The organism is Tardiphaga sp. P9-11 (genome assembly GCF_008329525.1).
In the GTDB taxonomy this organism is placed as follows: Bacteria; Pseudomonadota; Alphaproteobacteria; order Rhizobiales; family Xanthobacteraceae; genus Tardiphaga.
In genome coordinates this window covers 313,669-338,258 of the sequence record NZ_NPKQ01000001.1, presented here as the reverse complement: position 1 = coordinate 338,258, position 24,590 = coordinate 313,669, and the positions used below count along the sequence as shown (strand labels likewise).

Sequence of the window (24,590 nt, the reverse complement as noted above, 5' to 3'; positions counted from 1 at the left end):
GCGTGAGGCCGGGCAACGTAGCGTCCGCTTGAAGACTACTTCGCAGTCTTTTCGAAGGTCCGCAACATGGCGTTGCCGCGGCTCACGGCGGTGTCGAGTGCCTGTTGTGCCGTCTTCTGGCCGCCCAGCGCAGCCTCGATCTCTTCGGACCAGATATCTCGCAGTTGCACCATGTTGCCGAACCGCAGGCCGCGCGAATTTTCGGTCGGCTCCTTGTTGGTCAGCTCTTTCAGCGGGGTCTGCAGGATCGGGTTCTTGTCATAGAAACCATCGGCCTTGGTCTTCTCATAGGCGGCCTTGGTGATCGGCAGATAGCCTGACTCCTGATGCAGCTTGGCCTGACGATCTGTGTCTGACAGGAAGCTGAAGAATTTCGCGATGCCCTTGTATTCGTCGGGCTTCTTGCCGCCCATCACCCATAGCGAGGCGCCGCCGATGATCGAATTCTGCGGCGCGCCGGTGACGTCGGGATAGTAGGGCATCGGCACCGAGGTGAAAGCGAATTTGGCGGTGCCTTTCGCCGTCGCATAATAGCCGGACGAGGTCATGAACAGCGGGCATTCACCGGAGCCGAACCGGCTCTCGCTGGCATTGGCGCGGCCAGAGTAATCGTAGGTCTTGTCCTTCTGCAATTCGATCAGGGTCTGCAGATGTTTGACGTGCAGCGGTGAATTGAACTTCAATTCGGTGTCGAAGCCGTCGAGTCCGTTCGCCTTGGTACCGATAGGCACGTTATGCCATGCCGAGAATTGCTCGATATTGGCCCAGGTCGCCCAGGCATTGGAGAAGCCGCAGGTCGCATAGCCGGCCGCCTTGAGCTTCTTGGCGCCCTCGAACACTTCGGGCCAGGTCTTGGGAATCTCGGCAATGTTGGCTTTCTTCAGCGCATCCAGATTGACCCACATCACCATCGACGACGAGTTGAAGGGAAACGACAGCATCTCGCCCTTCGATGTCGAGTAGTAGCCGGTGATCGCGGGCAGGTAGTTGTTTGGATCGAACGGCTCGCCCGCATCCTTCATCAGCTGGTAGACAGGTTTGACGGCCCCTTTCGCGCTCATCATGGTCGCGGTGCCGACCTCGAAGACCTGCAGGATGTGCGGCGCGGTGCCGGCGCGGAATGCTGCGATGCCGGCGTTCATGGTGTCGGGATAGCTGCCCTTGAAGGTCGGGACCACCTTGTAGTCCGACTGGCTGGCATTGAAGTCAGCCGCGAGCTTGTTGACGATGTCGTTGTTGCCGCCGGTCATCGCGTGCCACCACTGGATCTCGGTCACCGCATGTGCGGGCGAAGCGAGCGCCAGCGTGGATGCGAACAAAGTGGCAAGTGCGAATTTGGGGCGGATCATCCAGTTTCTCCCGTTAGCCGTCATCGTCTCGTTGCAACAAAGCTGCGCCGGATGACGTGCATGCGACATTTTGACAGTGCGGATGCTAGGCGGGAAATGGCGGCGTTGGGAAGCCGCAAAAAGTCGAAGTCGAACGGGGCTGCGGATCGCGCAGCCCCGTGTTGTTCTTATCGCTTGCGCTCGGAGCCGCTCACGGTTCCCTTGGCGACAAGATCCTTGATCTCGTCCGCGGAATAGCCGAACTCGCCCAGAATCTCATTGGCGTGTTCGTTGAACTTCGGCGGGACGCGGCGCAGGCTGGCCTTGGTGCGGTCGAAGCGGACCGGCGAGGCGACGCCCTTGTACCAGTCCTTCTCGATGATATCGCCGCGATGCTTCGTGTGCGCATTGGCGAGTGCCTTGTCGATCGACTGCACCGGGCCTGCCGGCAGGCCGGCGCCGAGCAGGCGCTCGCACAGCGGCGCGCTGTCGTGATCTTTCAGGATCTCTTCCAGTTCGGCCCGCAGCGCATCGCGATTCTGCACGCGGTCACGGTTGCGTGCGAAACGTACGTCCGTGCCGAGGTCCGGTTTGCCAAGTTCGCGGCACAGTTTGCGGAAGGTGCCGTCATTGCCGACGCCCATGAAGATGTTGCCGTCGCGAGCCGCGAACACGGCATAGGGCACCAGGTTCGGATGCTCGTTGCCGGTCAGTGCCGGCGGCTTGCCACCGTTGAAGAAGTAGTTCGAGGTATGCGGATGCATGATGGCGAGACCGGTCTCGTACAGCGTCGCTTCGACAAACTGACCGAGACCCGACTTGGCGCGTTCCGCCAGTGCCATCAGGATGCCGACGCAGGCATAGAGACCGGTCGACATGTCAACCAGCGCCACGCCGATGCGGGTCGGGCCGCTTTCCTGCGAACCGGTCGAGGCCATCAGACCGACCATCGACTGGACGATCGCATCATAGCCGGGATGACCGCCATGCGGGCCGTCGCCGCCGAAGCCGGAGATGCGGCAATGGATCAACTGCGGGAATTTCTCGCGCAGGAAATCGTTGCCGATGCCCCATTTGTCGAGCGTGCCGGGCTTGAAGTTCTCGATCATCACGTCGGCGTTTTCGAGCATCCGCATCAACACGGTACGACCGCCCTCAGAGGCGAGGTCGAGACCGATCGAGCGCTTGTTGCGGTTGGTGCCGATGAAATAGGCCGCGTCGTCGTCGTGGAAGGGGGGCCCCCAATCGCGGGTCTCATCGCCGGCGGGCGGTTCGACCTTGACGACGTCGGCGCCGTGGTCGGCCAGGATCTGGGTGCAATAGGGTCCACCAAGCACGCGTGACAGATCGATCACGCGCAGACCGGCAATTGCGCCGGGAGCTATCGGCAAGCTCATCAAGTCAGCCTTCTCTCACGTGTATTGCGGATATGCCCAAAGCATCGCGAAGGACATGTCGGAGGCTGTCAGAGCTAGCTGGCTTCCGCCGTAGCGGCAATGCCCAACCGCGGGATGGCCGCTATGGGCAGGTGTGAGGGTGCCGTCAGGCGAACAGAAGAGGGCCCGGCCGATGGCCGAGCCCTCCTGGATTTGCATCGCCCGGCGGAATATCCGCGGGATCACGAGACTCATTTGTAAGATCGATCACACCACGACGGTGCGGACATCGATATTGCCGCGGGTGGCGTTGGAATACGGGCAGACCTGATGTGCCTTCTCGACCAGCGCCTCAGCTTCTGCGCGCGGCAGGCCCGGAAGCGAGACTGCGAGTTCGACATCAAGGCCGAAACCACCGGCCGAACGTGGGCCGATACCTACGGTGGAGGTGACCGACACATCGGCGGGCACCTTCGGGCCACCCTGCGAGCCCACAAACTTCATCGCGCCAATGAAGCAGGCGGCGTAGCCGGCCGCGAACAGTTGCTCGGGATTGTTGCCGGCACCACCTGCGCCGCCGAGTTCCTTCGGCGTGGTGAGTTTGACGTCGAGTGCGCCATCAAGCGTTGCGGCGTGTCCATCGCGGCCGCCGGTTGCCTTGGCGCTGGTCTTGTAAAGTACGTTCACAGACATTGTCGTCTCCTCGTTGTTTGCATCTTGCCGATTATATATTGCGCACAATTAGATTGTGCGCAATATATAAAATGGACGAAACAATCGAATTGTGCTCAACTGATCGTGAAGGAGTTTGGGTCTGGGATTACCTGTGGCCAGATAAGCTCCGGAGATGATCATGGCCAAGAAATCCATACCGAATCCGCTATTGCAGCTCGATAACCAGCTCTGCTTCGCCGTCTATTCCGCCGGTCATGCGTTCAACCGCGTCTACAAGCCGCTGCTGGAGCGGCTGAAGCTGACCTATCCGCAATATCTGGCGATGCTGGTGCTGTGGGAGCAGGACAATGTCCCGGTCAAGGATATCGGTGAGCGGTTGTTTCTCGATTCCGGCACGCTGACGCCGCTGTTGAAGCGCCTGGAAGCCGCTGGCCTGATCAAGCGCACTCGTAGCGTTGAGGATGAGCGGCAGATGCTGATCGCATTGACGGCGCAAGGTCAGGCGCTGCGTGAAAAAGCCAAAGCCGTGCCGCAGGGAATCCTTGCGGCGTCAGCCTGCACGGTCGGCGAAATGGCCGCGATGAAAAATGATCTCGTGGCACTGCGCGACAGGCTCAACGCTGCGATCGGAGACTAGTGCGGTCATTCTCAACGAGGATGGGTTGGTGTGGCTCGTCGAATCGAAGCTCGCGAAGCGAGCGAAGGATGGTGGAGCCAGGCGGGATCGAACCGCCGACCTCTTGCATGCCATGCAAGCGCTCTCCCAGCTGAGCTATGGCCCCAATACCTGCGACGCACTGGGTGGGGCGTCGCGCGGCAAACCAAGATCACATATCAGGAGTGATCTCAAGTCTCTTCTGAGCTTAACTTTCTTCGTCGCCCGAGACGTCGCCGATGATGTCGGTCACGTCCTCATCGCCTTCTTCTTCGTCGGCAATGAAGGTCGAATCATCGTCTTCATCGTCATCGATGGTGTCATCGACTTCGATATCGTCCTCGGATTCCAGCACGGCAGCCTTCTTGCCGGTGTTTTCCTCGGCGTCGGCTTCCTCCAGCGAGACCAATTCTTCGTTCTCGGCGGCTTCCGGAGCTTCCGCGGCAGCAGATGCTGCAGCTGCGCGAGCGGCTGCATCCGCGCGGGTCCGCGGCGGCGCAATCGGCGCAATCGGCACAACCTCGCCGGTATACGGCGAAATCACCGGGCTCTTGTTGAGGTCGTAGAACTTCTTGCCCGTCGTGGGGCAAATGCGTTTGGTTCCGAGATCGGATTTGGCCACGTGTGCGGATCCTGGGGATTTTTTGAAAAACGGTGCTTCACTTGGCTAGTTGACGCGCGCCTGTCAATAGCGGTTTGCGTGAGAATGACCGCCGCGTGACGCAGCGTGGCCCATATGCTACGAGCCGCCTGCGCGAAGGAACACAATCTTGACCCAATCAGACACGGCTGCAGCCCAGCCGACACCGCTTACGGCACGTAAATCCGGCGCTTTGCAGGGCAGTGCCCGCGTGCCCGGCGACAAGTCGATCTCGCATCGGGCCCTTATTCTGGGCGCCCTGGCGGTTGGCGAGACCCGGATCACCGGGCTGCTGGAGGGCGAGGACGTCCTGAATACCGCCAAATCGATGCAGGCGCTGGGCGCCAGGGTCGAACGAACCGGCGATTTCGCGTGGACCGTCAACGGCGTCGGCGTTGCCGGATTTGCCGCACCCAAGGCGCCGCTTGATTTCGGAAATTCCGGTACCGGGTGCCGGCTGGTGATGGGCGCCGTCGCGGGCTGCCCGATCGAAGCGACGTTCGACGGCGACGCGTCGCTGCGAAGCCGGCCGATGCGCCGGATCGTCGACCCGCTTGAGCTGATGGGCGCCAGGGTAACGGCGAGCCAGGAAGGCGGGCGCTTGCCGCTGACCATCGCAGGCGCGCGTGATCCGCTGCCGATCGTATATCGCACACCGGTGGCCTCTGCTCAGATCAAGTCGGCCGTTCTGCTGGCAGGTCTGTCGGCGCCGGGCACGACCACGGTGATCGAGACCGAGGCCAGCCGGGACCACACGGAGCTGATGCTCAAGCATTTCGGCGCTGAAATTACTTCCGAGAAAGAAGGCGCACACGGTCGCAAGATCACGCTGACCGGCCAGCCCGAATTGAAGGGCGCTGATGTCGTGGTGCCGGCAGATCCGTCCTCCGCAGCATTTCCGATGGTCGCCGCGCTGATCGTGCCGGGCTCGGAAATCGTGCTCACCGACGTGATGACCAATCCGCTGCGTACCGGGCTGTTCACGACGTTGCGCGAGATGGGCGCCTTGATCGAGGAAAGCGACATCCGCGGCGATGCCGGCGAGCCGATGGCGCAATTCCGCATCACAGCCTCGAAGCTGACAGGCGTCGAAGTGCCGCCCGAGCGCGCGCCGTCGATGATCGACGAATATCTGGTGCTGGCAGTCGCTGCGGCGTTCGCCGAGGGCACGACCATCATGCGTGGTCTGCAGGAATTGCGCGTGAAGGAATCCGACCGTCTGGAGGCCACGGCAGCCATGCTGCGGGTCAACGGTGTCAACGTCGAGATATCAGGCGATGACCTCATCGTGCATGGCAATGGCCGCGTCGCCGGCGGCGGTCTCGTCGCCACCCATATGGATCACCGTATCGCCATGTCGGCACTGGCCATGGGCCTCGCGTCAGAGAAGCCGGTGACCATCGACGACACCACCTTCATCGCGACCAGCTTCCCCGACTTCATTCCGATGATGCGTCGGCTGGGTGCCGACTTTTCCTGAGCCGGGCCGGCGTGGATATTTTCGGAGACGGATGCTAAGCCCGCGCAGGTCGCGTGAGCTTGGCTCCCGATCCGCCGCCATTCATCGTGACAAGACGAGCACGCGCAACGCATGATCATTGCTATCGACGGTCCCGCCGCATCCGGAAAAGGCACGCTGGGCAAACGGCTTGCGCATCATTACGGCTACCGTCATCTCGATACCGGTGTGATCTATCGCGCGGTTGCCAAGGCGCTGCTCGATCTCGGTGCCGATCTGACCGATGAGGCGAAGGCCGTTGCGGTGGCCAGCGAGCTTGATCCCGAGAAATTTGGTAATCCGGCGCTGAAGACCCAGCAAGTCGGCGATGCGGCCTCGGTGGTGTCGGCCATTCCCCGGGTGCGGGAAGTCCTTCTGAACTTCCAGCGGCGCTTCGCCGAGGATCCGCCGGGGGCGGTGCTCGACGGCCGCGATATTGGAACCGTGATTTGTCCCGACGCCGATGTGAAGATCTTCGTCGTCGCGGATGCCAAAGTGCGCGCCCGGCGGCGGACCCTGGAGGCGCTGGCGCGGGGCGAGGTGGCCGATGAGGCTGCCGTGCTGGCCGATATCATCAAGCGCGACGAACGCGACCAGAACCGTCCGGTCGCCCCGCTGAAGCCCGCTGCGGATGCGTTTCTGCTGGATAATTCGAATCTGGATATCGACGGCGGCGTTCGTGCCGCCATCGCGATCGTCGAGGCAGTCCGCGCGAAGCGAGCTGCTTCCTAGATCAGGATTTCGACCAGTAACGGTCGAACGGCAGTTCCTGGGTTACCGGCATCACGACCGAACTGGTCACGGGCTCGACTGGACCTGCCGCCAATGTCGCTGCCGACACGGATATGCTTCCGGCGACGGCGCAGACCGAAAATGCGGCAAAAGCCAGAATTGCTGTAATATTCTTCATTGTAGCCTCCCTCGTTGCAATGAGGAGCCTACGCGGTGTCGTTTAAAGTCCGGTTCCCGGCCGCAATCCGGTGGTACGTTTCTGCGCACAGGGTCAATACCGGGTGGATGGTTGTCCTTAACGGACTGAACCTATCTAGGCTTGCCCCAAAGCCTCGCTGGGGCTATATCCACCGGGTCCGGGCCGCCATCGACATTGTCGAGGCCGTCCGAGCGGGCCGGCAACGGGTCTGATTTTTCTTTCTTTCCGAAAGGCCTCAGACAAAACCGTTGCCGTCATTGGAGGAAAGCCCGCTCCCGATCTCGAGCTGCGATACGCGCTTCAGGCTCCGGACACCATCAAGTACCTACCCCACGTATCATTCGTGAAGGCATGCTGCCGGCCCGTTCTTGCACACTCCTGCAAGGCGGTCGTTAGAGGTTGCGGACCCCTGACACTTCACATTTGAGACGCCCCTTAACCCGAATGGCCGGCGATACCCGCATCTGGAGAACAAATGGCTTCGACTGCTGCTTCATATAATCCTTCCCGCGACGATTTCGCGGCAATGCTCGACGAGTCCTTTGCGGGTGGCAACCTGCAGGAAAGCTCCGTCATCAAGGGCATCGTGGTTGCGATTGAAAAGGACATGGCCGTCATCGACGTCGGCCTGAAGACTGAAGGCCGTGTGGCACTGCGCGAATTCGCCGGTCCCGGCCGTGACAGCGAACTCAAGGTCGGCGACGAAGTCGAAGTGTTCCTCGACCGGATCGAAAACGCGCTGGGCGAAGCTGTTCTGTCGCGCGACAAGGCTCGTCGCGAAGAGAGCTGGGGCAAGCTCGAGAAGGCCTTCAACAACAACGAGAAGGTTCACGGCGTTATCTTCAACCAGGTCAAGGGTGGCTTCACCGTCGATCTCGACGGCGCAGTAGCCTTCCTGCCGCGTTCGCAGGTGGACATTCGTCCGATCCGCGACGTTGCTCCGCTGATGAACAACTCGCAGCCGTTCCAGATCCTCAAGATGGATCGCCGCCGCGGCAATATCGTCGTGTCGCGTCGTACGGTTCTCGAAGAGACCCGCGCTGAACAGCGTCAGGAACTGGTGCAGAACCTCGAAGAGGGTCAGGTCATCGACGGCGTGGTCAAGAACATCACCGATTACGGTGCGTTCGTGGATCTCGGTGGCATCGACGGCCTGCTGCATGTCACCGACATCGCATGGCGTCGCGTGAACCATCCGACCGAAGTTCTCACCATCGGTCAGACCGTCAAGGTCAAGATCATCAAGATCAACCACGAGACCCACCGTATCTCGCTCGGCATGAAGCAGCTGCTCGACGATCCGTGGCAGGGCATCGAGGCGAAGTACCCGCTGAACGCACGCTTCTCGGGTCGCGTCACCAACATCACCGACTACGGCGCATTCGTCGAACTGGAGCCGGGTATCGAAGGCCTGATCCACGTGTCGGAGATGTCGTGGACCAAGAAGAACATGCACCCCGGCAAGATCGTTTCGACCTCGCAGGAAGTCGAAGTGCAGGTTCTCGAAGTCGACAGCGTCAAGCGCCGCATTTCGCTCGGTCTCAAGCAGACCATGCGCAATCCGTGGGAAGTGTTCGTCGAGAAGTTCCCGGTCGGTTCGACCGTCGAAGGCGAAGTCAAGAACAAGACCGAGTTCGGTCTGTTCCTCGGCCTCGAAGGCGACGTGGACGGCATGGTCCATCTCTCCGACCTCGACTGGAAGCAGCCGGGCGAGCAGGTCATCGACAACTTCAAGAAGGGCGACATGGTCAAGGCCATCGTCCTCGATGTGGATGTCGAAAAGGAGCGCATCTCGCTCGGCGTCAAGCAGCTCGAAGGCGACCCCTTCGCAGAGCCGGGCGACGTCAAGAAGGGCGCTGTCGTGACCTGCGAAGTGATCGAAGTGAAGGAATCCGGCATCGACGTTCAGATCGCCGGCACTGACTTCACGACCTTCATCAAGCGTTCGGAACTGGCGCGTGAGCGTTCGGATCAGCGCGCTGAGCGTTTCGCCGTTGGCGAGAAGGTCGATGCCCGCGTGATCCAGTTCGACAAGAAGGCCCGCAAGGTCCAGGTGTCGATCAAGGCTCTCGAAGTGGCAGAAGAGAAGGAAGCCATCGCGCAGTACGGATCGTCGGATTCGGGCGCGACCCTTGGCGACATTCTCGGCAAGGCGCTCAAGCAGAGCACCGACAAGTAAGCGCGCAAGTAAGTTTCGACTCACTTGTTGCTACCAATTGGGGCCCCGGTTTCACCGGGGCCCTTTTTGCTGTTTCGACCATGTTTTCTTCATATTGCCTCGCAATTGATGTATTTGAGATACCTCAAGTAAACGCTGCTCGGACGACAGATGCAGCACCGCCAGACGCAAGCTCTCGCCGAGGGCTTCTAGGAGATTTCCGATGTCGCTTGATTCCGATGTGATCGTCGATCGCCGCAGGATGCGTCGCAAGCTGACCTTCTGGCGCGTGGCTGCCGTGCTGGTGGCGGTCGCAGCGGTGGTCGTCGTCGGCGTCGCCGTGACGCGGTCGGGGTCCGAGGCGCTGTCGTCGTCGGGGTCGATCGCGCGCATCAAGATCGAGGGCCTGATCCAGAGCAACAACGATCGCGTCGAGGCGCTGGAGCGGCTGGAGAAATCATCGGCTGCCGCGGTGGTCGTTCATATCAACTCGCCGGGAGGTACCACAGCGGGCTCCGAGCAGCTCTATGACGCGCTGACGCGCCTCAAGGCTAAAAAACCGATGGTCGTTGTCGTCGAGGGCCTGGCGGCATCTGGCGGCTACATCGCGGCGCTCGCATCCGACCATATCGTCGCGCAGCAGAGCTCGCTGGTTGGCTCCATCGGTGTGCTGTTCCAGTTTCCCAATTTCACGGGTTTGATGAAGACCGTCGGCGTCGAGGTTGAGCAGGTCAAATCCTCCCCGCTGAAGGCGGCGCCCAACGGCTTCGAGCCGACCAGCCCGGAAGCGCGGGCGGCGCTGGAATCGCTCGTGAAGGACTCCTATGCCTGGTTCCGCGGGCTGGTACAGAGCCGCCGAGCCATGGATGATCAGCAACTACAGAAAGTCGCCGATGGCCGTGTTTTCACGGGGCGCCAGGCCGTGGACCTCAAGCTGATCGATCAGCTTGGCGACGAGAAAGCCGCGGTGGCGTGGCTGGTATCCGAGAAGAAGATCAAGAGCGACCTGCCGGTTCGCGACTTCAAGCTGACGCCTAAATTCAGCGATTTCACCTTCCTGCGCGCTGCTGCGACGATCACACTCGATGCAGTGGGTCTCAACGCGATCGCGCGGCAGGTCGAGCAGGCCGGTCTCGCGCAGGCCATGGACGGCTTTGGCCTCGATGGCATGCTGGCGCTGTGGCGGCCGGCCACCACCAACTAGGGGACCGCCCGTCCTGTTCTTTCCGCACTGCAAAGAAGGCTACAACAACGGTTTCGGGCATTTGTCACGCATTTTCGAAGGTGCCCGATTTGATTTAGCGTCTTGACAGTTCAAGGCATTTTCACGGAAATGCATCCTCCCGTTCAGAGTCCAACGTCTCGATGATCAAATCCGAACTCGTTCAACGCATCGCTGAGCATAACCCGCACCTCTACCAGCGGGATGTTGAGAACATCGTGAATGCGATTCTCGATGAGATCGTGGCTGCGCTGGCACGTGGTGATCGTGTCGAACTCCGCGGCTTCGGTGCATTCTCGGTGAAGCATCGCCCCGCTCGCGCGGGCCGCAACCCACGTACTGGCGAGCATGTTCCGGTGGACCAGAAGAGCGTTCCATTCTTCAAGACCGGCAAGGAAATGCGCGAACGCCTGAATCGCGACAATGCAGCGCCGGAAGCAAGCGCAGCGCCATAGAGAACTTTGAGGTAGCGCGCATTCGGGCCGACAGGTCTGAACCAGATAGCGGAATGCGCGCCCGCATCGCCTTCGCGAGAGACGTTGATGCGTAAATTCTTTTCAGCCCTGGTGATCATCCCCCTCGCGATCATTTTCATCGTGTTCGCCGTCGCCAACCGTCATATGGTCACGGTCTCCTTTGATCCGTTCAACAGCAGCGATCCCGCGGTCGGTGCCACGATGCCGCTATTCGTCGTGATCATCCTGTCGGCCATCCTGGGCGTCATCGCAGGGGGAATGGCTACCTGGTTCAGGCAGGGCCACTGGCGCCGTGCAGCGCGTCTGCACGAGGCTGATGTGCGACGGGCCCGTGCAGAACTGGCTGATCTGCGCGCTCATGCTGCGACCGCCTCGCGGAATGGTACGCAGCGGCTCCCGGCGCCGGGTTCCCCTTATATGGCCGGTGAGCGAGACAAGTCCGGCGCGACGTTGTAGAACCCCGCGCATAGGTCTTTCCTGCCATTCCCGGTATTGCCAGCGGCCATTTGAAGCATGTCTCTGATCGTCAAAATCTGCGGCCTGTCCACTCCGGAGACGCTCGAGGCGGCTCTGGTCGGCGGCGCGGATATGGTCGGCTTCGTGTTCTTTCCGCCGTCACCGCGTCACGTCACGCTCGATGGTGCGCGGGCTTTGGGCAAGCAGGCGAAGGGCCGCGCCGTGAAGGTCGCGCTGTCGGTCGACGCCGATGACGCGGATCTCGAAAACAGTATCGATGCCTTGAGGCCTGATATCCTGCAGCTCCACGGCAAGGAGAGCGTGGCGCGGGTGCGTGATATCAAACAGAGGTTCGGCCTTCCGGTGATGAAGGCGCTCGCCGTCGAGACCAGGGCCGATCTCGCCGCGTTGCCCGGCTATGCCGCGGTCTGCGATCGCATCCTGTTCGATGCCAAGGCGCCGAAGGATGCAACGCGTCCCGGAGGTCTCGGCGCGGTCTTCGACTGGCATCTGCTCGAAGACCTCGATCTGAAGCTGCCCTTCATGGTGTCGGGCGGCCTCAACGCCGCCAACGTTGCCGAGGCCCTGCGCATCACGCGGGCTGGCGGTGTCGATATTTCGTCCGGCGTGGAAAGCGCGCCGGGCATCAAGGATCCCGACATGATCCGCGCTTTCATCCGCGCCGCGCGCGCAACGGAAGAGTTGACGACCTGATGACTCAAGCCATTCCCAATTCCTATCGGTCCGGTCCCGACGACACCGGTCACTTCGGTATCTTCGGCGGTCGCTTCGTCGCCGAGACGCTGATGCCGCTGATTCTCGACCTGCAGAAGGCCTATGAGGACGCCAAAGCCGATCCCGCCTTCCGCAAGGAGATGGACGGTTATCTCAAGGCCTATGTCGGCCGCCCGTCGCCGCTGTATTTTGCGGAGCGTCTCACCGAGCATCTCGGTGGCGCAAAAATCTATCTGAAGCGCGAGGAGCTGAATCACACCGGCTCGCACAAGGTCAACAACGTGCTCGGCCAGATCATGGTCGCGCGTCGCATGGGCAAGAAGCGGATCATCGCCGAGACCGGCGCCGGCCAGCATGGCGTGGCGACGGCGACATTGTGCGCGCGCTTCGGCCTCGAATGCATCGTCTATATGGGCGCAGTGGATGTCGAGCGGCAGCAGCCCAACGTGATCCGCATGGAAATGCTTGGCGCCAAGGTGGTGCCGGTGCAGGTCGGCGCGCGCACGCTGAAGGATGCGATGAACGAGGCGATGCGCGATTGGGTCACCAATGTGCACGACACGTTCTACTGCATCGGCACCGTTGCCGGTCCGCATCCCTATCCGATGATGGTGCGCGACTTCCAGTCGATCATCGGCGAGGAAACTCGTGTGCAGATGCAGGAAATCGAAGGTCGTTTGCCGGATTCGCTGATCGCCTGCATCGGCGGCGGCTCCAATGCGATGGGGCTCTTCCATCCGTTCCTCGACGATCCCTCGGTCGATATCTACGGCGTCGAAGCAGCCGGCCATGGCCTCACCAATCTGCATGCCGCATCGATCGCTGGCGGCCGTCCCGGCGTGCTGCATGGCAACCGCACCTATCTCTTGATGGATGAAGACGGCCAGATCCAGGAAGGCCATTCGATCTCGGCCGGCCTCGATTATCCCGGCATCGGCCCCGAACATTCGTGGCTGCATACGATCGGCCGCGTGAAGTATCTGTCGGCGACTGACGAGGAAGCGCTGGCCGCATTCCAGTTGCTGTCGAAACTCGAAGGCATCATCCCGGCGCTGGAGCCGGCCCATGCCCTCGCCAAGGTGAGCGAACTCGCGCCAACGCTGCCGAAGGATCACCTGATGGTCGTCAACCTCTCCGGCCGCGGCGACAAGGACGTCCCGCAGGTCGGCGATATCCTGAAGGGCAGGCAGTCGTGACCACCCGCATCGATACCCGTTTCGCCGAACTCAAGGCCGAAGGCCGCGCGGCTTTCGTTACTTTCGTGATGGCCGGCGATCCCGATCCCGCCACCGCGCTCGAAATCGTCAAGGCGCTGCCCAAGGCCGGCGCCGACATCATCGAGATCGGTATGCCCTTCACCGATCCGATGGCTGACGGCCCGTCGATCCAGGCCGCCGGCCTCCGCGCATTGCAGGCCGGTATGACGCTGCGCAAGACGCTGCAGCTCGTGCGCGACTTCCGCAGCTCCGACAACAAGACGCCCATTGTCCTGATGGGCTACTACAATCCGATCTATATCTACGGCGTGGATAAGTTCCTGCCCGACGCAAAGGCCGCGGGCGTCGATGGTCTGATCATCGTCGACCTTCCACCGGAAGAAGATGCCGAGCTCTGCCTGCCGGCGATCAAGGCCGGATTGAACTTCATCCGTCTGGCCACGCCGACCACCGATGACAAGCGTCTCCCGGCGGTGCTCGCGAACACGTCGGGCTTCGTCTATTACGTCTCGGTCACCGGGATCACCGGCTCGGCCAGCGCGGATTCATCCGTCGTGAGCACGGCCGTCGCGCGGATCAAGCGTCATACGAAGCTGCCGGTTTGTGTTGGCTTCGGTATTAGAACCCCGGAAGCGGCGCATGACATCGCACGGCATGCCAATGGGGCGGTGGTCGGAACGGCGCTGATCGATGCCCTGAAAGGCTCGCTGGATGCCGATGGCAAGGCCACGGCCAAGACCGTCGGCGCGGTCGCCGAGCTGGCCGCAGCCCTCGCCCAGGGCGTTCATGGGGCCAAACAGGCTGCGGAATAAGCCACAATTGGCCTCCATCAACCGGGAACAACGGTTGCCGGGCTCCGTCCCGGCCGCCATATAGATATCAGAGCGACGCATCATCTCAGCGACGCGGAGACACACATGAACTGGCTCACCAACGTCGTCCGGCCGAAGATCCGCAGCATCCTCAAGCGCGATACGCCCGAGAACCTGTGGATCAAATGCCCGGATACCGGACAGCTCGTGTTCTACAAGGACGTCGAGAGCAACCAGTTCGTCATTCCCGGTTCGAACTATCACATGCGCATGGGCGCCACCGCCCGCATGAAGTCGATCTTCGACAACGAGACCTGGTATGACGTCGCGCTGCCTGAAGTGATCGCCGACCCCCTGAAGTTTCGCGATGAGCGCAAATACGTCGACCGCATCAAGGATGCCCGCACCAAGACCGGCATGAACGACTCAGTGAAGGTCGGTTACGGCAGGATGGAAGGCTCCGGCGTCGTCGTCGCCGTGCAGGATTTCGATTTCATGGGTGGTTCGCTCGGCATGGCTGCCGGTGAAGCACTGGTGCGCGGGCTTGAGCTCGCGGTCGAGAAGAAATCGCCCTTCATCGTGTTCGCGGCCTCCGGCGGCGCGCGCATGCAGGAAGGTATCCTGTCGCTGATGCAGCTGCCGCGCACGACCGTTGGCGTGCAGATGCTGCGCGAAGCCAAATTGCCTTACATCGTCGTGCTGACCAACCCGACCACCGGAGGCGTGACTGCATCCTACGCGATGCTGGGTGACGTGCAGATTGCCGAGCCCGGCGCGCTGATCGGCTTTGCCGGTGCGCGCGTGATCGAACAGACCATCCGTGAAAAGCTGCCGGAAGGTTTCCAGCGCGCCGAATATCTGCGCGACCACGGCATGGTCGACATGGTTGTGCATCGCCACGACCTGAAGCCGACGCTGGCGCGCATGTGCCGTCTGCTGACGAAGTCCCCGGCCATTGCGAGCCCGCCGCGCGCGGAGAGTATTCCGGCCGAGATCGTCGTGGCTCCTGACGCGGTACCGGCCGCGCACGCGTGAGCAACACCGCGCCGCCATCGTCGCCGGACCTCGGCGAGATCCTGGCGCGGCTATCAAAGCTGCATCCAAACACGATCGATCTGTCGTTGGAGCGGATGCAGCGGCTGATGGCGCAGCTCGGCAATCCCGAGCGCAAGTTGCCCCCGGTGATCCATGTCGCCGGCACCAACGGCAAAGGCTCGACCATCGCCTATCTGCGCGCGATTCTCGAAGCCGCAGGCCTGCGCGTTCACGTCTACACCTCACCGCATCTTGTCCGCATGAATGAGAGCATTCGTCTCGCCGGCACTCTGGTGAGCGATGATGCATTGCGTGCAGCTTTCGGCCATGTCGAGACGCTCAATGCCGGCGCGCCGATCACGCTATTCGAGGCCGAGACCGCCGTCGCGTTCCATCTGTTCGCGAAGCATCCCGCCGATGTCGTGCTGCTCGAAGTCGGGCTCGGTGGCCGCCTCGACGCGACCAATGTGATCGAAACACCAGTCGCCTGCGTGCTGACACCGATCGCGATCGATCACACCGATTTCCTCGGCGATACGATTGCGAAGATCGCCAGCGAGAAGGTCGGCATCATCAAGCGCCGCGTCCCGGTGATCACTGCTGAGCAATCGCCTGATGTAACTGACGTGATCGAACAGCAGGCGCGCAAGATGCATGCACCGCTGGTGGGTGCCGGGCAGGAGTGGCACGTCAATATCGAGCGCGGGCGTCTGGTGTATCAGGACGATCGCGGGTTGATGGATATCGCTGCGCCGCGGCTGTTCGGGCGCCATCAGTTCGGCAATGCAGGTTTGGCGATCGCGACACTGCGCGCGCTGGATCAATTCAAAATCGATGCGGCCGCCTATGAGACGGGTGTGGCGCGCGCCGAATGGCCGGCGCGCATGCAGCGGCTGACATCGGGCAAGCTCGTCGCTGCGGCGCCTGACAATTCCGAAGTCTGGCTCGACGGTGGCCACAATGCCGATGGCGGGCGCGTGATCGCTGCGGCGCTTGGCGATCTCGAGGAGCGTGTGCCACGGCCGCTGGTGGTGATCGCCGGCATGATGGCCAACAAGGATGCGGCGGGCTTTCTTGCGAATTTCGCCGGCCAGACCCGGCATATCATCGCCGTGAAAATCCCTGGCCGCGACGGCGCCATGGCGCCGGCGGCGCTGGCTGATGCCGCGCGAAGTCTCGGCATGCGTGTCGAGACAGCGCCGAGCGTCGCCGATGCGCTGCAATCTCTGACGAAGCTTGCCTACGAAGTGCCGCCGCGGATCCTGATTGCAGGCTCGCTCTATCTCGCAGGCCATGTGTTGGCCGAGAACGGCACGCTACCTGCATAAAGCCTGCATCACTATAAACGATCTCTGAGTGATCGTTGATTGTTTGAGGGAGGTTCGATGCGCTTCGCTGCCATTGCCGACGTTCACGGCAACTATCTCGCTCTCGAAGCCGTGCTGGCGGATATCAATGCTCAGGGCATTTCCGACATCGTCAATCTCGGCGACATGGTCTCCGGCCCGATGGATGCCCGCCGCACCGTCGAGATCATGATGGGCATGAACGCGACCTGCGTGCGTGGTAATCACGATCGCTATGTCACCGACTGGGCGCTCGACGAGATGTATCCGTCCGATCGGCTGGCACACAGCCAGCTCGAACCGGCGCAGATGGAGTGGCTGCGTGCGTTGCCCTTCAGCACGATCTATCGCGACGAGGTCTATCTCTGTCACGCGACGCCGGACGACGACAACACCTACTGGATGGAGGCGGTGACGCTCGAGGGCATCGTGCATATGGCTGCCATCGAAACCATCGAGGAGAAAGCAAAGGGCATCACGCAACCGCTGATCCTCTGCGCGCACACCCATATCGCGCGCGCCGTCCGGCTGCGCGACGGCCGCATGATCGTCAATCCCGGCAGCGTCGGCGGTCCCGGCTATCGCGACGTCGCTCCCTATCCGCACACGCTGGAAGTCGGCACACCCGATGCGTGCTACGCGATTCTGGATTCCGGTTCGGGCCGCTGGCAGGTGACGTTCCGGCAGGTGCCTTACGATCATCAGGCAATGGCCGCGTTGGCGCTGCAGAACGAGCGGCCGGAATGGGCGAGCGCGCTGGCGATGGGGTGGATCAGGTAGGAGAGGGCCCAACTCCATCACGCAAACAAAAAACGGCCGGTGAAAAAATCACCGGCCGTTCGAATTCTTGCATAAAGCGCGTGATCACACCGCTGCGCTGATCCACTGCTGCAACTTTGCCTTCGGCGCGGCGCCGACCTGGCGCGAGGCCATTTCGCCGCCCTTGAAGATCATCAGCGTCGGGATCGACATCACGCCATACTTGGAGGCGGTCTTCGGGTTTTCGTCGACATTGAGTTTCAGGATGGTGACCTTTTCGCCCATGGCAGCGGAGATTTCGTCGAGCGCCGGCGCGATCATGCGGCACGGACCGCACCATTCGGCCCAGAAGTCGATCACGACCGGCCCGGTCGCCTTGAGCACTTCCGCTTCGAAATCGGCGTCTGTTACCTTGCCAACGGCCATGGTCGTATCCTCGTCCTGTTCAATGAAAGGCGCGCTGGAAGATTCGCGCGCCGGAATGATGCATCCAACCTATGAACGCCCCCTTGCCGGGTCAAGGTTGCTCACGCCGAGATGATGGCGGCCAGCTCCGCGTCCAGCGCAGCACCGGAAATCTCCATCATTTCAAGCGTTTCCGTCCAGAGCAGGGCGGCGCGGATCGGTCGGTCTGGGTATAACCTTTCGAGCACGCCGCGATACAGCGCTAGCTGCCGGATATAGGCCTTGGGTGCCTCGATCAGTCTGCGCGGCGGGTTGTGGTTGGTCTTGTAATCGACGATCCGGATCTCGGTCTTGGTCACAACCAGCCGGTCGATCTGGCCCGACACCAGAACGGGTGACCCATCCTTGCGGGTCAGTCGTCCGGCCACCGCGACCTCCGCGCGACTGCCGGGGGCAAACAGCTCGGCAAGGCGTTGATCGCCGATCAATGACAACACCTGCGCGGCCAGGGCCTCGCGTTCTACCCCGGTCCAGTCAGCCGCATTGCGTGACAGGAAATTCAGCGCGGTGTCGCGACGCTTCTCGGCGGCGATATCAGGCAGCGATTGCAACAGGCGGTGCACGAGGTTGCCGCGCTGCAAGGCCAGTTGGCGCAGTCGCTCGGATTCGCCCGAGCTCTGTCCGCGGCCGTAGTCATCGTCGTCGGCATCCGACGGGCGCAACAGGCTTTCGCGGCGCGGCTGGTCGCCGACCTTGTCGCGCATCCAGGCCGGGAGCACGATCGGTGCACCCGTTGCGACAGGTGCCGTCGCACCGGGCGCCGGTGTCACGTCTTCCACGCGCGTATAGCGTTTCACCACGCCGTCCGGCGGCGGCACGCTCTGCATCTGCAGCCCGGAATTCTCCAGGCCCTTCTGGATCAGGTCGTACCAGGACAGCGGCCGCACCTCGTTGCGGTTGCCGGGCATGCAGCCGCCGACGATCAGGCGATCGGCCGCGCGCGTCATCGCCACATAAAGCAGCCGGCGATACTCGTCTTCGGTGTCGCGGATCATGTCGGCGCGTGCAGTTGCGACCGCCGGCGGATCGTCCGCCTTCTTGCCGGCCCAGACCACGACGCCCGGGCTGTTCGGTGCGGCGTTGCCCTGCGGGAGATGGATCAAATTGAGCCGCTGCGAATCCGCCGGCGACGATGTGGTGTCGACCATGAACACGACAGGCGCTTCCAGGCCCTTGGCGCCGTGCACGGTCATCACGCGGACTTCGTCGCGGGTGATCTCCATGTCGCGCTTTACCTCAGTATCAGCCGCCCGCAGCCAGGCAACGAAGCCCTGCAACGAGGCCGGCGCCTTGCGCTCATAGCCCAGCGCAAGTTCGAGAAATTCGTCGAGCGCGTCGTTGGCCTCATGGCCGAGCCGGCGCAGGATACGCGCGCGGCCGTGGTCACCGCCGAGCAGCCAGGCGTAGAACGCGAATGGTGTCTCGCTGGCGAAGCGTTTCTCGCAGGCGAGGAGCCGCCTGAAAGCGCCGCCGAGTTTTGGATTGCTCGCTGCTTGTTCGCCGAGCGCATCGCGCAGCGATCCCGTGCGCTCATAGGCCAGCTTGAACAGGTCATCGTCATCGAGTCCGAATAGCGGACTCTTCAATGCGGTCGCCAGTGCCAGATCGTCCTGCGGCAGCAGCAGCGCGTCGGCCAGGTTCATCAGGTCGATGATGGCGATATGTTCGGTGAGCTTGAGCCGGTCGGCGCCGGCGACGGGAATGCCCGCATGTTTCAGCGCCTGGATGATGGCGTCGAAGGCTTTGCCGCGGCGGCGCACCAGCACCAGCATGTCGCCATAGCGCAGCGCGCGGCGTTTGCCGATGGGGCCGGTCTCCGTCTTCGCCGCGATCAAAGTCTTGATCTCGGTCTGCACACGGCGGGAGAGCTTTACTTCCGGGCTGGTCTCCGAGCGCTTGTCGAATGGCGCCTGCCAGCCTTCGATGCTGGGCCGGTCGTCCGGCTGCTCCAGCTCCCACAGATCGATCAGGCTGGGCCCGGCATCCTCCAGAGTTTCATGGATCGGATAGCCGTTCTCCACGGCATGGATGCTGCGGAAGATCGCTTCTTCGCGAAACACGTGATCGACCGATTGCAGAATGGCCGAGCCCGAGCGGAACGAATGACTGAACGCGATGGGATCGAATTTCATCCCGGCGTCCTTGAAGCGGCTTTGGAGTGCTTTGCGCCGCAGGTCGAATTCGCGGGGAGCTGCGCCCTGGAACGAGAAGATCGATTGCTTCTCGTCGCCGACGGCAAAGATCGTGCGCTTGAGGCCGTCGCGCGCGCCTTCGCCGGAGGTGAATTCCGAGATCAGATGGGTGATGATGTCCCATTGCCGCGGGCTCGTATCCTGTGCCTCGTCGATCAGCACGTGATCGACGCCCCGGTCGAGCTTGAAATGCACCCAGCTCGACGACACCCGGTCGAGCATTTCCAGCGTCCGCGCGATCAGGTCGTCGTAGTCCAGGAGGCCGCGCTCGTTCTTCTCACGGCGATAATTTTCTGCGACCTGGCTGGCGATCACCAGCAGCGACTGGGTGCGTTCGCGCATTGCGACGGCGCGGCGGCGCTCCAGCAGCGGGATCACACGGTCGCCTTCACGCTGCAGGGCGGCGAGGAGATCGGGGCGGCTGTCGGCAATCTTCTTGGTCGCCAGCGATTTGCGGAGCGACTGGTCCTTGGTGAGGAACAGTTCGAGATATTTCTCGACCTGTTCGGTGCCGGACAACGCCAAAGCCTCACGCAGTCGCGCAGCCTGATCGTTGTCCGTCTTGCTGCCGGTTACGAAGATTTCGGCGGCGGGAATCCATCGCTCGCGTGGCAGATGCGGTCCGTCGATAATCTCCAGCTCGACGCTCTCTCTGGTATCGCCGGCTGTCACGCCCAGGGTTGCTGACAGCTGCGCCATCGCGGCGTCGGTCGAGCCGGCGCGCTCGATCCAGGCCAGGAACTGATCGCGGGACAGGCTCGCCTCGCGCACCACATCGCGGAACGTCACGTCGGCCGCCGATGTCATCGCGGTGGTCAGTGCGCGGCCTTCGGCGCTGTCGGGCGCAGCCGCGGCATGCAACAGCACCTGCAGGCTGGCGCGCTCCATCATTTCGTTCTGGTCGCGGTCGTCGAGCACGCTGAACCGCGCCGGCACATTGGCCTCGAACGGAAACTGCTGCAGCAGTCGCGTGCACAGCGCGTGGATGGTCTGCACTTTCAGACCACCCGGCGTCTCCAGTGCGCTGGCGAACAATTCGCGCGCCCGCGCCCGCAATCTGCTGTTCGACGCGGGAACGCCGGCATTTTTGATTTCCGCGTCGAGTGCGGCGTCATCCAGCGTGACCCAGTGGCCGAGCCGCGTGAAGACGCGCTCCGCCATATTCGCCGCTGCGGCCTTGGTGAAGGTCACGCACAGAATTTTTTCCGGTGGTACGCCGTCGAGCAGCAGCCGGATGACGCGATTGACCAGTACATAGGTCTTGCCGGAACCGGCATTCGCCGAGACGAATACGGAGGAGGCGGGATCCGACGCGAGCTGTTGCTTGGCGCTCGCCGCGGGCGGGATATTGCGCGGGCCGCTCATGACTCGCCTCCCCCAGAGCCACCATTGGCCGACCACTCCTTGATCCGCGCCAGATCGTCATAACTGCCATAGCGGTTCGACCACATGGACAGGCTCAGCGATGTATAGGCGGTGGCCTCGTCCTCAAAGCTGCGGATCAGCGCTTCCAGCTTGCCGCGCGCTTCGATCGCAGCATCGTCGGGCAATTGCGCATCGTCCTTGCGCTCGATCTTCAGTTCCAGCACCCGCTCTTCGCCGGGCGGATTGTTGCCGCTGAGCCGGACATAGACCAGTTCGCTGACGGACGAACCTGCGGCAATGCCCTTGAAGCCGCCTTCGCGCAGGATCGCGGCTTCCAGCGTCAGCTGCGGCGACAGGCCCATGCGGACTTGCTTGCCGGTCGGCGGCTGGCCGGTCTTGTAGTCCAAGAGCGCGAAAGTACGATCGCTGCGATGTTCAATACGGTCGGCCCGCGCCGACAGATGGAAGATGCGGCCATGATCCAGCGGGATCGCGATCTCGCCGCGCACTTCCGCATCGATGCTGGCGACATTGATGCGCCGGTCGATTTCCCAGGCGCCGAACCACGATGTGATGCGCAGGAAGCGCGGCCACCACAGCGCGCGCGCCTCAGGTCGCGCCATCAGCGGCGCAAAATGGCGATCGCCGATCCGGCGCAGCTCACGCGCGGGATCGTCCGGCAGTGCCTTGCTGTATTCCATCGTAAAGTCGCCGAGCGACGCATGGATCGCCGATCCCCTGTCGGCGGCGGAGAGCGGCATGTCCACGGGATCGAGGGGCGCCAGATCCAGAATATATTTCGCGTAGATCGTATAGGGATCGCGCAGCCAGTCCTCGATGGCGGTGACGGACAGCCTGAGCGGACGCGCAGCGCGCGGCGGTCGGGGCTCCGGTTGGGCGATCGGCGTGACGGTGTCGGGCCTGTCGAGCTCTTCGGCATAGCGAACATAATGTTCGCCTGCGACGAGCGCCGCGTCCCAGCGGGTCTCGCCGGCGACGGCTTCGAGCCGGTGCAGGAAACGCGAGGCTACGGCAGGTGCGCCGCCGACTTTTGCCGCGTGGCTAAGGATCACGTCTTCGGTGCCGAGCAATTGCACGAAGTCATGCGCGGTGAGGCCGATGCGGCGCTCCGGCAGATCGAGGCCAAGCTGATGCCGCATCGGGCGGCTGAGCCATGGATCGATCCGCGGCGAGGGCGGCCAGATGCCTTCGACGAGACCGCCGAGAATCACGCGGTCCGATTGCGTCAGACGCGCTTCGAGCTGGCCATAGATGCGCAAGCTGGCATTGGCGACTTCCGGTCGGCGCACGATGCGGTCGCCGAAGGCGGTCTGAAACACGTCGGGATAATCGCGGAGCTGCAGCATCAGCCCGCTCGGGCGCAGCCGTTTGTCCTCGCCGCTCTCGGTCGCGACGGTCTCCATGACAACGAGGTCATCGAATGCCTTGGTCAGCGCCGTGCCTTCGCGCCCCACAAGCGCGACATCGTTGCCCCTGTCGTCGCGCGACAGCAGTCTGATCGCCTCGCGATGTCGCAGCGCGATCTCGGCGAAATCGATCGGCCTGATGGGGTGAATGCTCTCCAGCGGCGCCAGCGCCGTACGCAATCCCACGATCAATTCTTCCGCGCGGTCGAGACGATCGTCGTCGAGTTTCGCGCGCGGCTCCGCCCCGTGCAGCATCGAGGCTTCGCGGCGGCGCAGCTTGCCGAGTTCGTCGCGGAAGCGCGCGAAATCCTGCGCAAGTCCTGCCGTGCCGGGCGTCGGCCGCGTGCCGCGCAGCAGCGCCAGCTCGAGCGTCTCGATCGCGTCTTTCCAGGTGTTCGGTGTGGCGCCCAGACGAAACAGCGGATGTTTCAGCAGCGCCAGCAATGTCGCCGGCTCGAGTTGTTTTGCCGCGGCCTCCGCGATGAGGCGGGCGAAGATGCCGGCAGATGTCTCGGTCAGCGCATCACCACCGGAATCGTCGAAGATCAAATTCCAGCGCCCGAGTGCCGCCATCACCCGGCGCGCCAGTGCGCGGTCGGGCGTCACGAGGGCCGCGGATTTCTTCAGCTCATGAGCCTCGCGCATCGCAATCGCGATGGCCAGCGCTTCCATTTCCGGATTGGCGGCGGCGATCACGGCGAGATTCTGCATGCCGGCCGCGATCTTCTGTTCCACGGCGGGCTGCGCCAGTCGCGTGTGCCATTGCGCCGTGGCATTGGATGGTCGCATCGCCTCCGATGCCAGCAATTCGCGGCCCTGCGGTGACGGCGTGCCGAGCGTCATCACGTCGCGGCGCGTAATACCGAAGCGTTCCAGCAGTGCATGCAGCGCGAATTGCGGATGGTTCGATGCGGAGGATTCGGTGCGGCCCTGCGCATCCTTCGCGCCGCCAATGAGATTCCATGCGGTATCATCGAGATCGGTATCGAGGCCCGGCAGCACGACGGCGCCACCAGGCAGCTTTGCGACTTCGCGCAGGAATTTCGCGGTGGTCGGCATCGAGCCGGTCGAGCCGGCCGCAATGATCGGGCCGCCTTTGTGCGCTTTCAGGCGCGAAGCTTCAGCCTCGATCAGCAGATCGCGGCGCACCGCAGGCTCGATCGCATTGTGTGCGGTGAGGATGTCTGGCCATACGTTCCTGGCGATGCTCAGAAACTGCAGCGTCAATTGCCAGTACTGATCGAGCGCATCGGGCACCAGCCCGTCCAGCGCACTCCAGTCGACCTTGCGCGTCGCCATGTCGTCCATCAGCCGCGCCAGATCGTCGGCCAGCGCGAGCGTCGAGGCGGGGCCGCCGACCACGAGCGGTGTCTGGCCGGGGTCGCCGGGCGCGAGTTGCTTCGCCCATGCGGCAATCAGTTGCGCCAGCAGCAGCCGGCGCTGCAATCCGTCAAGCGCGGGAGGTGTATCCAGCCGTTCGAGTGCGTCGGGCGATGCCGCCTGCGCAAAGGCCAGTTCCTCCTCGTCGACATCGCCGAGCGGAACGATACGCGGCAGCAGCACGGCGTCGGTACCGAGGACGTCGAGGAAGATCTCCTGTGCCATGCGTCCGGCGCGGCGTGTCGGCAGATACAGGGTGACTTCAGCCAGTCTCTCCGGCGCGTTGCGCGCGGAAAATCCATCCACGAGATCACCGTCGACAAGCGCGGTAATCAGCGTGCGCAGGAACGGCGCAGAGGATGGAATGTTAAAGACGCGCATGAACACCCTGATTCGTGATCAGGGTGCATCATGGCATGGCTGGAAAGGCGACGGGAGTGGC

General features: G+C 62.7%; 21 protein-coding genes and 1 tRNA gene. 13 read left to right on the top strand and 9 right to left on the bottom strand.

Annotation, left to right across the window (positions count from 1 at the left end; all coding sequences use genetic code 11):
* Positions 1–35 precede the first annotated feature (35 nt).
* The 3 genes from ugpB to CIW50_RS01525 form a co-directional block, all read right to left on the bottom strand.
* Positions 36–1,349: a sn-glycerol-3-phosphate ABC transporter substrate-binding protein UgpB gene (gene ugpB / locus CIW50_RS01535; protein WP_149529532.1), complete on the bottom strand. Its 1,314-nt coding sequence runs from the start codon at positions 1,347–1,349 to the stop codon at positions 36–38.
* Between the two features lie 167 nt (positions 1,350–1,516).
* Positions 1,517–2,725, bottom strand: coding sequence for a CaiB/BaiF CoA transferase family protein (locus CIW50_RS01530; protein WP_149529531.1), 1,209 nt, complete (start codon positions 2,723–2,725; stop codon positions 1,517–1,519).
* A 246-nt stretch (positions 2,726–2,971) separates the two neighbouring features.
* Positions 2,972–3,397, bottom strand: a complete 426-nt coding sequence (locus tag CIW50_RS01525) for an organic hydroperoxide resistance protein (protein WP_149529530.1) — start codon at positions 3,395–3,397, stop codon at positions 2,972–2,974.
* A gap of 160 nt (positions 3,398–3,557) precedes the next feature.
* Between CIW50_RS01525 and CIW50_RS01520 the strand changes: the two genes are divergently transcribed.
* Entirely contained in the window at positions 3,558–4,016 is a 459-nt protein-coding gene (locus CIW50_RS01520; RefSeq protein WP_149529529.1) for a MarR family winged helix-turn-helix transcriptional regulator, read from the top strand.
* A 69-nt stretch (positions 4,017–4,085) separates the two neighbouring features.
* On the opposite strand, the gene CIW50_RS01515 is transcribed toward CIW50_RS01520, so the two are convergent.
* Together CIW50_RS01515 and CIW50_RS01510 are read right to left on the bottom strand one after the other, a co-directional pair.
* A tRNA-Ala gene (locus CIW50_RS01515) sits at positions 4,086–4,161 on the bottom strand.
* Positions 4,162–4,242: 81 nt separating this feature from the next.
* On the bottom strand, positions 4,243–4,656 hold the full coding sequence (locus CIW50_RS01510) for a TIGR02300 family protein (RefSeq protein ID WP_149529528.1): 414 nt from the start codon (positions 4,654–4,656) through the stop codon (positions 4,243–4,245).
* 148 nt (positions 4,657–4,804) lie between these two features.
* On the opposite strand from CIW50_RS01510, the gene aroA reads away from it, so the two are divergent.
* Entirely contained in the window at positions 4,805–6,154 is a 1,350-nt protein-coding gene (aroA, locus tag CIW50_RS01505) for a 3-phosphoshikimate 1-carboxyvinyltransferase (protein WP_172980185.1), read from the top strand.
* Between the two features lie 111 nt (positions 6,155–6,265).
* Positions 6,266–6,904: a (d)CMP kinase gene (cmk, locus tag CIW50_RS01500; RefSeq protein ID WP_149529526.1), complete on the top strand. Its 639-nt coding sequence runs from the start codon at positions 6,266–6,268 to the stop codon at positions 6,902–6,904.
* 1 nt (position 6,905) lies between these two features.
* On the opposite strand, the gene CIW50_RS28910 is transcribed toward cmk, so the two are convergent.
* A complete protein-coding gene (locus tag CIW50_RS28910; RefSeq protein WP_172980184.1) occupies positions 6,906–7,082 on the bottom strand; it encodes a hypothetical protein in 177 nt (58 codons plus the stop codon).
* Positions 7,083–7,578: 496 nt separating this feature from the next.
* Here CIW50_RS28910 and rpsA point away from each other — a divergent pair, with 496 nt between their 5' ends.
* The 10 genes from rpsA (at position 7,579) to CIW50_RS01450 (ending at position 17,340) form a co-directional block, all read left to right on the top strand.
* Positions 7,579–9,282 (top strand): 30S ribosomal protein S1, encoded by a 1,704-nt coding sequence (gene rpsA / locus CIW50_RS01495; RefSeq protein WP_149529525.1) that lies wholly within the window; start codon positions 7,579–7,581, stop codon positions 9,280–9,282.
* 202 nt (positions 9,283–9,484) lie between these two features.
* On the top strand, positions 9,485–10,465 hold the full coding sequence (gene sppA, locus CIW50_RS01490) for a signal peptide peptidase SppA (RefSeq protein ID WP_149529524.1): 981 nt from the start codon (positions 9,485–9,487) through the stop codon (positions 10,463–10,465).
* A gap of 161 nt (positions 10,466–10,626) precedes the next feature.
* Positions 10,627–10,938 carry an integration host factor subunit beta gene (locus CIW50_RS01485; RefSeq protein ID WP_116659536.1) on the top strand — a complete coding sequence of 104 codons (312 nt, stop codon included), beginning with the start codon at positions 10,627–10,629 and terminating at the stop codon, positions 10,936–10,938.
* A gap of 87 nt (positions 10,939–11,025) precedes the next feature.
* Positions 11,026–11,415 (top strand): LapA family protein, encoded by a 390-nt coding sequence (locus CIW50_RS01480; protein WP_149529523.1) that lies wholly within the window; start codon positions 11,026–11,028, stop codon positions 11,413–11,415.
* A 57-nt stretch (positions 11,416–11,472) separates the two neighbouring features.
* Entirely contained in the window at positions 11,473–12,129 is a 657-nt protein-coding gene (locus CIW50_RS01475; RefSeq protein WP_149529522.1) for a phosphoribosylanthranilate isomerase, read from the top strand.
* The gene (trpB, locus tag CIW50_RS01470; protein ID WP_149529521.1) at positions 12,129–13,346 is read left to right on the top strand and encodes a tryptophan synthase subunit beta; all 1,218 of its coding nucleotides are present in this window, start codon (positions 12,129–12,131) and stop codon (positions 13,344–13,346) included. Before CIW50_RS01475 ends, trpB begins: the two co-directional genes overlap by 1 nt.
* A complete protein-coding gene (trpA, locus tag CIW50_RS01465; protein WP_149529520.1) occupies positions 13,343–14,179 on the top strand; it encodes a tryptophan synthase subunit alpha in 837 nt (278 codons plus the stop codon). Before trpB ends, trpA begins: the two co-directional genes overlap by 4 nt.
* Before the next feature lie 105 nt (positions 14,180–14,284).
* Positions 14,285–15,214: an acetyl-CoA carboxylase, carboxyltransferase subunit beta gene (gene accD, locus CIW50_RS01460; protein ID WP_149529519.1), complete on the top strand. Its 930-nt coding sequence runs from the start codon at positions 14,285–14,287 to the stop codon at positions 15,212–15,214.
* The gene (locus CIW50_RS01455) at positions 15,211–16,542 is read left to right on the top strand and encodes a bifunctional folylpolyglutamate synthase/dihydrofolate synthase (RefSeq protein WP_149529518.1); all 1,332 of its coding nucleotides are present in this window, start codon (positions 15,211–15,213) and stop codon (positions 16,540–16,542) included. Before accD ends, CIW50_RS01455 begins: the two co-directional genes overlap by 4 nt.
* A gap of 57 nt (positions 16,543–16,599) precedes the next feature.
* Positions 16,600–17,340: a metallophosphoesterase family protein gene (locus CIW50_RS01450; RefSeq protein WP_149529517.1), complete on the top strand. Its 741-nt coding sequence runs from the start codon at positions 16,600–16,602 to the stop codon at positions 17,338–17,340.
* Positions 17,341–17,424: 84 nt separating this feature from the next.
* On the opposite strand, the gene trxA is transcribed toward CIW50_RS01450, so the two are convergent.
* The 3 genes from trxA to addB form a co-directional block, all read right to left on the bottom strand.
* Entirely contained in the window at positions 17,425–17,745 is a 321-nt protein-coding gene (trxA, locus tag CIW50_RS01445; protein WP_068734104.1) for a thioredoxin, read from the bottom strand.
* Between the two features lie 101 nt (positions 17,746–17,846).
* Positions 17,847–21,341 (bottom strand): double-strand break repair helicase AddA, encoded by a 3,495-nt coding sequence (gene addA, locus CIW50_RS01440; RefSeq protein WP_149529516.1) that lies wholly within the window; start codon positions 21,339–21,341, stop codon positions 17,847–17,849.
* Positions 21,338–24,529, bottom strand: coding sequence for a double-strand break repair protein AddB (addB, locus tag CIW50_RS01435; protein ID WP_149529515.1), 3,192 nt, complete (start codon positions 24,527–24,529; stop codon positions 21,338–21,340). The genes addA and addB overlap by 4 nt, the downstream gene beginning before the upstream one ends.
* Positions 24,530–24,590: the final 61 nt, after the last annotated feature.

Excerpts from the sequence above, each read along its gene's own strand:
- ugpB (WP_149529532.1), bottom strand. The coding sequence starts at position 1,349 with ATGATCCGCCCCAAATTCGCACTTGCCACTTTGTTCGCATCCACGCTG.
- CIW50_RS01530 (WP_149529531.1), bottom strand. The coding sequence starts at position 2,725 with ATGAGCTTGCCGATAGCTCCCGGCGCAATTGCCGGTCTGCGCGTGATC.
- CIW50_RS01525 (WP_149529530.1), bottom strand. The coding sequence starts at position 3,397 with ATGTCTGTGAACGTACTTTACAAGACCAGCGCCAAGGCAACCGGCGGC.
- CIW50_RS01520 (WP_149529529.1), top strand. The coding sequence starts at position 3,558 with ATGGCCAAGAAATCCATACCGAATCCGCTATTGCAGCTCGATAACCAG.
- cmk (WP_149529526.1), top strand. The coding sequence starts at position 6,266 with ATGATCATTGCTATCGACGGTCCCGCCGCATCCGGAAAAGGCACGCTG.
- CIW50_RS28910 (WP_172980184.1), bottom strand. The coding sequence starts at position 7,082 with ATGAAGAATATTACAGCAATTCTGGCTTTTGCCGCATTTTCGGTCTGC.
- rpsA (WP_149529525.1), top strand. The coding sequence starts at position 7,579 with ATGGCTTCGACTGCTGCTTCATATAATCCTTCCCGCGACGATTTCGCG.
- sppA (WP_149529524.1), top strand. The coding sequence starts at position 9,485 with ATGTCGCTTGATTCCGATGTGATCGTCGATCGCCGCAGGATGCGTCGC.
- CIW50_RS01485 (WP_116659536.1), top strand. The coding sequence starts at position 10,627 with ATGATCAAATCCGAACTCGTTCAACGCATCGCTGAGCATAACCCGCAC.
- CIW50_RS01480 (WP_149529523.1), top strand. The coding sequence starts at position 11,026 with ATGCGTAAATTCTTTTCAGCCCTGGTGATCATCCCCCTCGCGATCATT.
- CIW50_RS01475 (WP_149529522.1), top strand. The coding sequence starts at position 11,473 with ATGTCTCTGATCGTCAAAATCTGCGGCCTGTCCACTCCGGAGACGCTC.
- trpB (WP_149529521.1), top strand. The coding sequence starts at position 12,129 with ATGACTCAAGCCATTCCCAATTCCTATCGGTCCGGTCCCGACGACACC.
- accD (WP_149529519.1), top strand. The coding sequence starts at position 14,285 with ATGAACTGGCTCACCAACGTCGTCCGGCCGAAGATCCGCAGCATCCTC.
- CIW50_RS01450 (WP_149529517.1), top strand. The coding sequence starts at position 16,600 with ATGCGCTTCGCTGCCATTGCCGACGTTCACGGCAACTATCTCGCTCTC.
- trxA (WP_068734104.1), bottom strand. The coding sequence starts at position 17,745 with ATGGCCGTTGGCAAGGTAACAGACGCCGATTTCGAAGCGGAAGTGCTC.
- addA (WP_149529516.1), bottom strand. The coding sequence starts at position 21,341 with ATGAGCGGCCCGCGCAATATCCCGCCCGCGGCGAGCGCCAAGCAACAG.
- addB (WP_149529515.1), bottom strand. The coding sequence starts at position 24,529 with ATGCGCGTCTTTAACATTCCATCCTCTGCGCCGTTCCTGCGCACGCTG.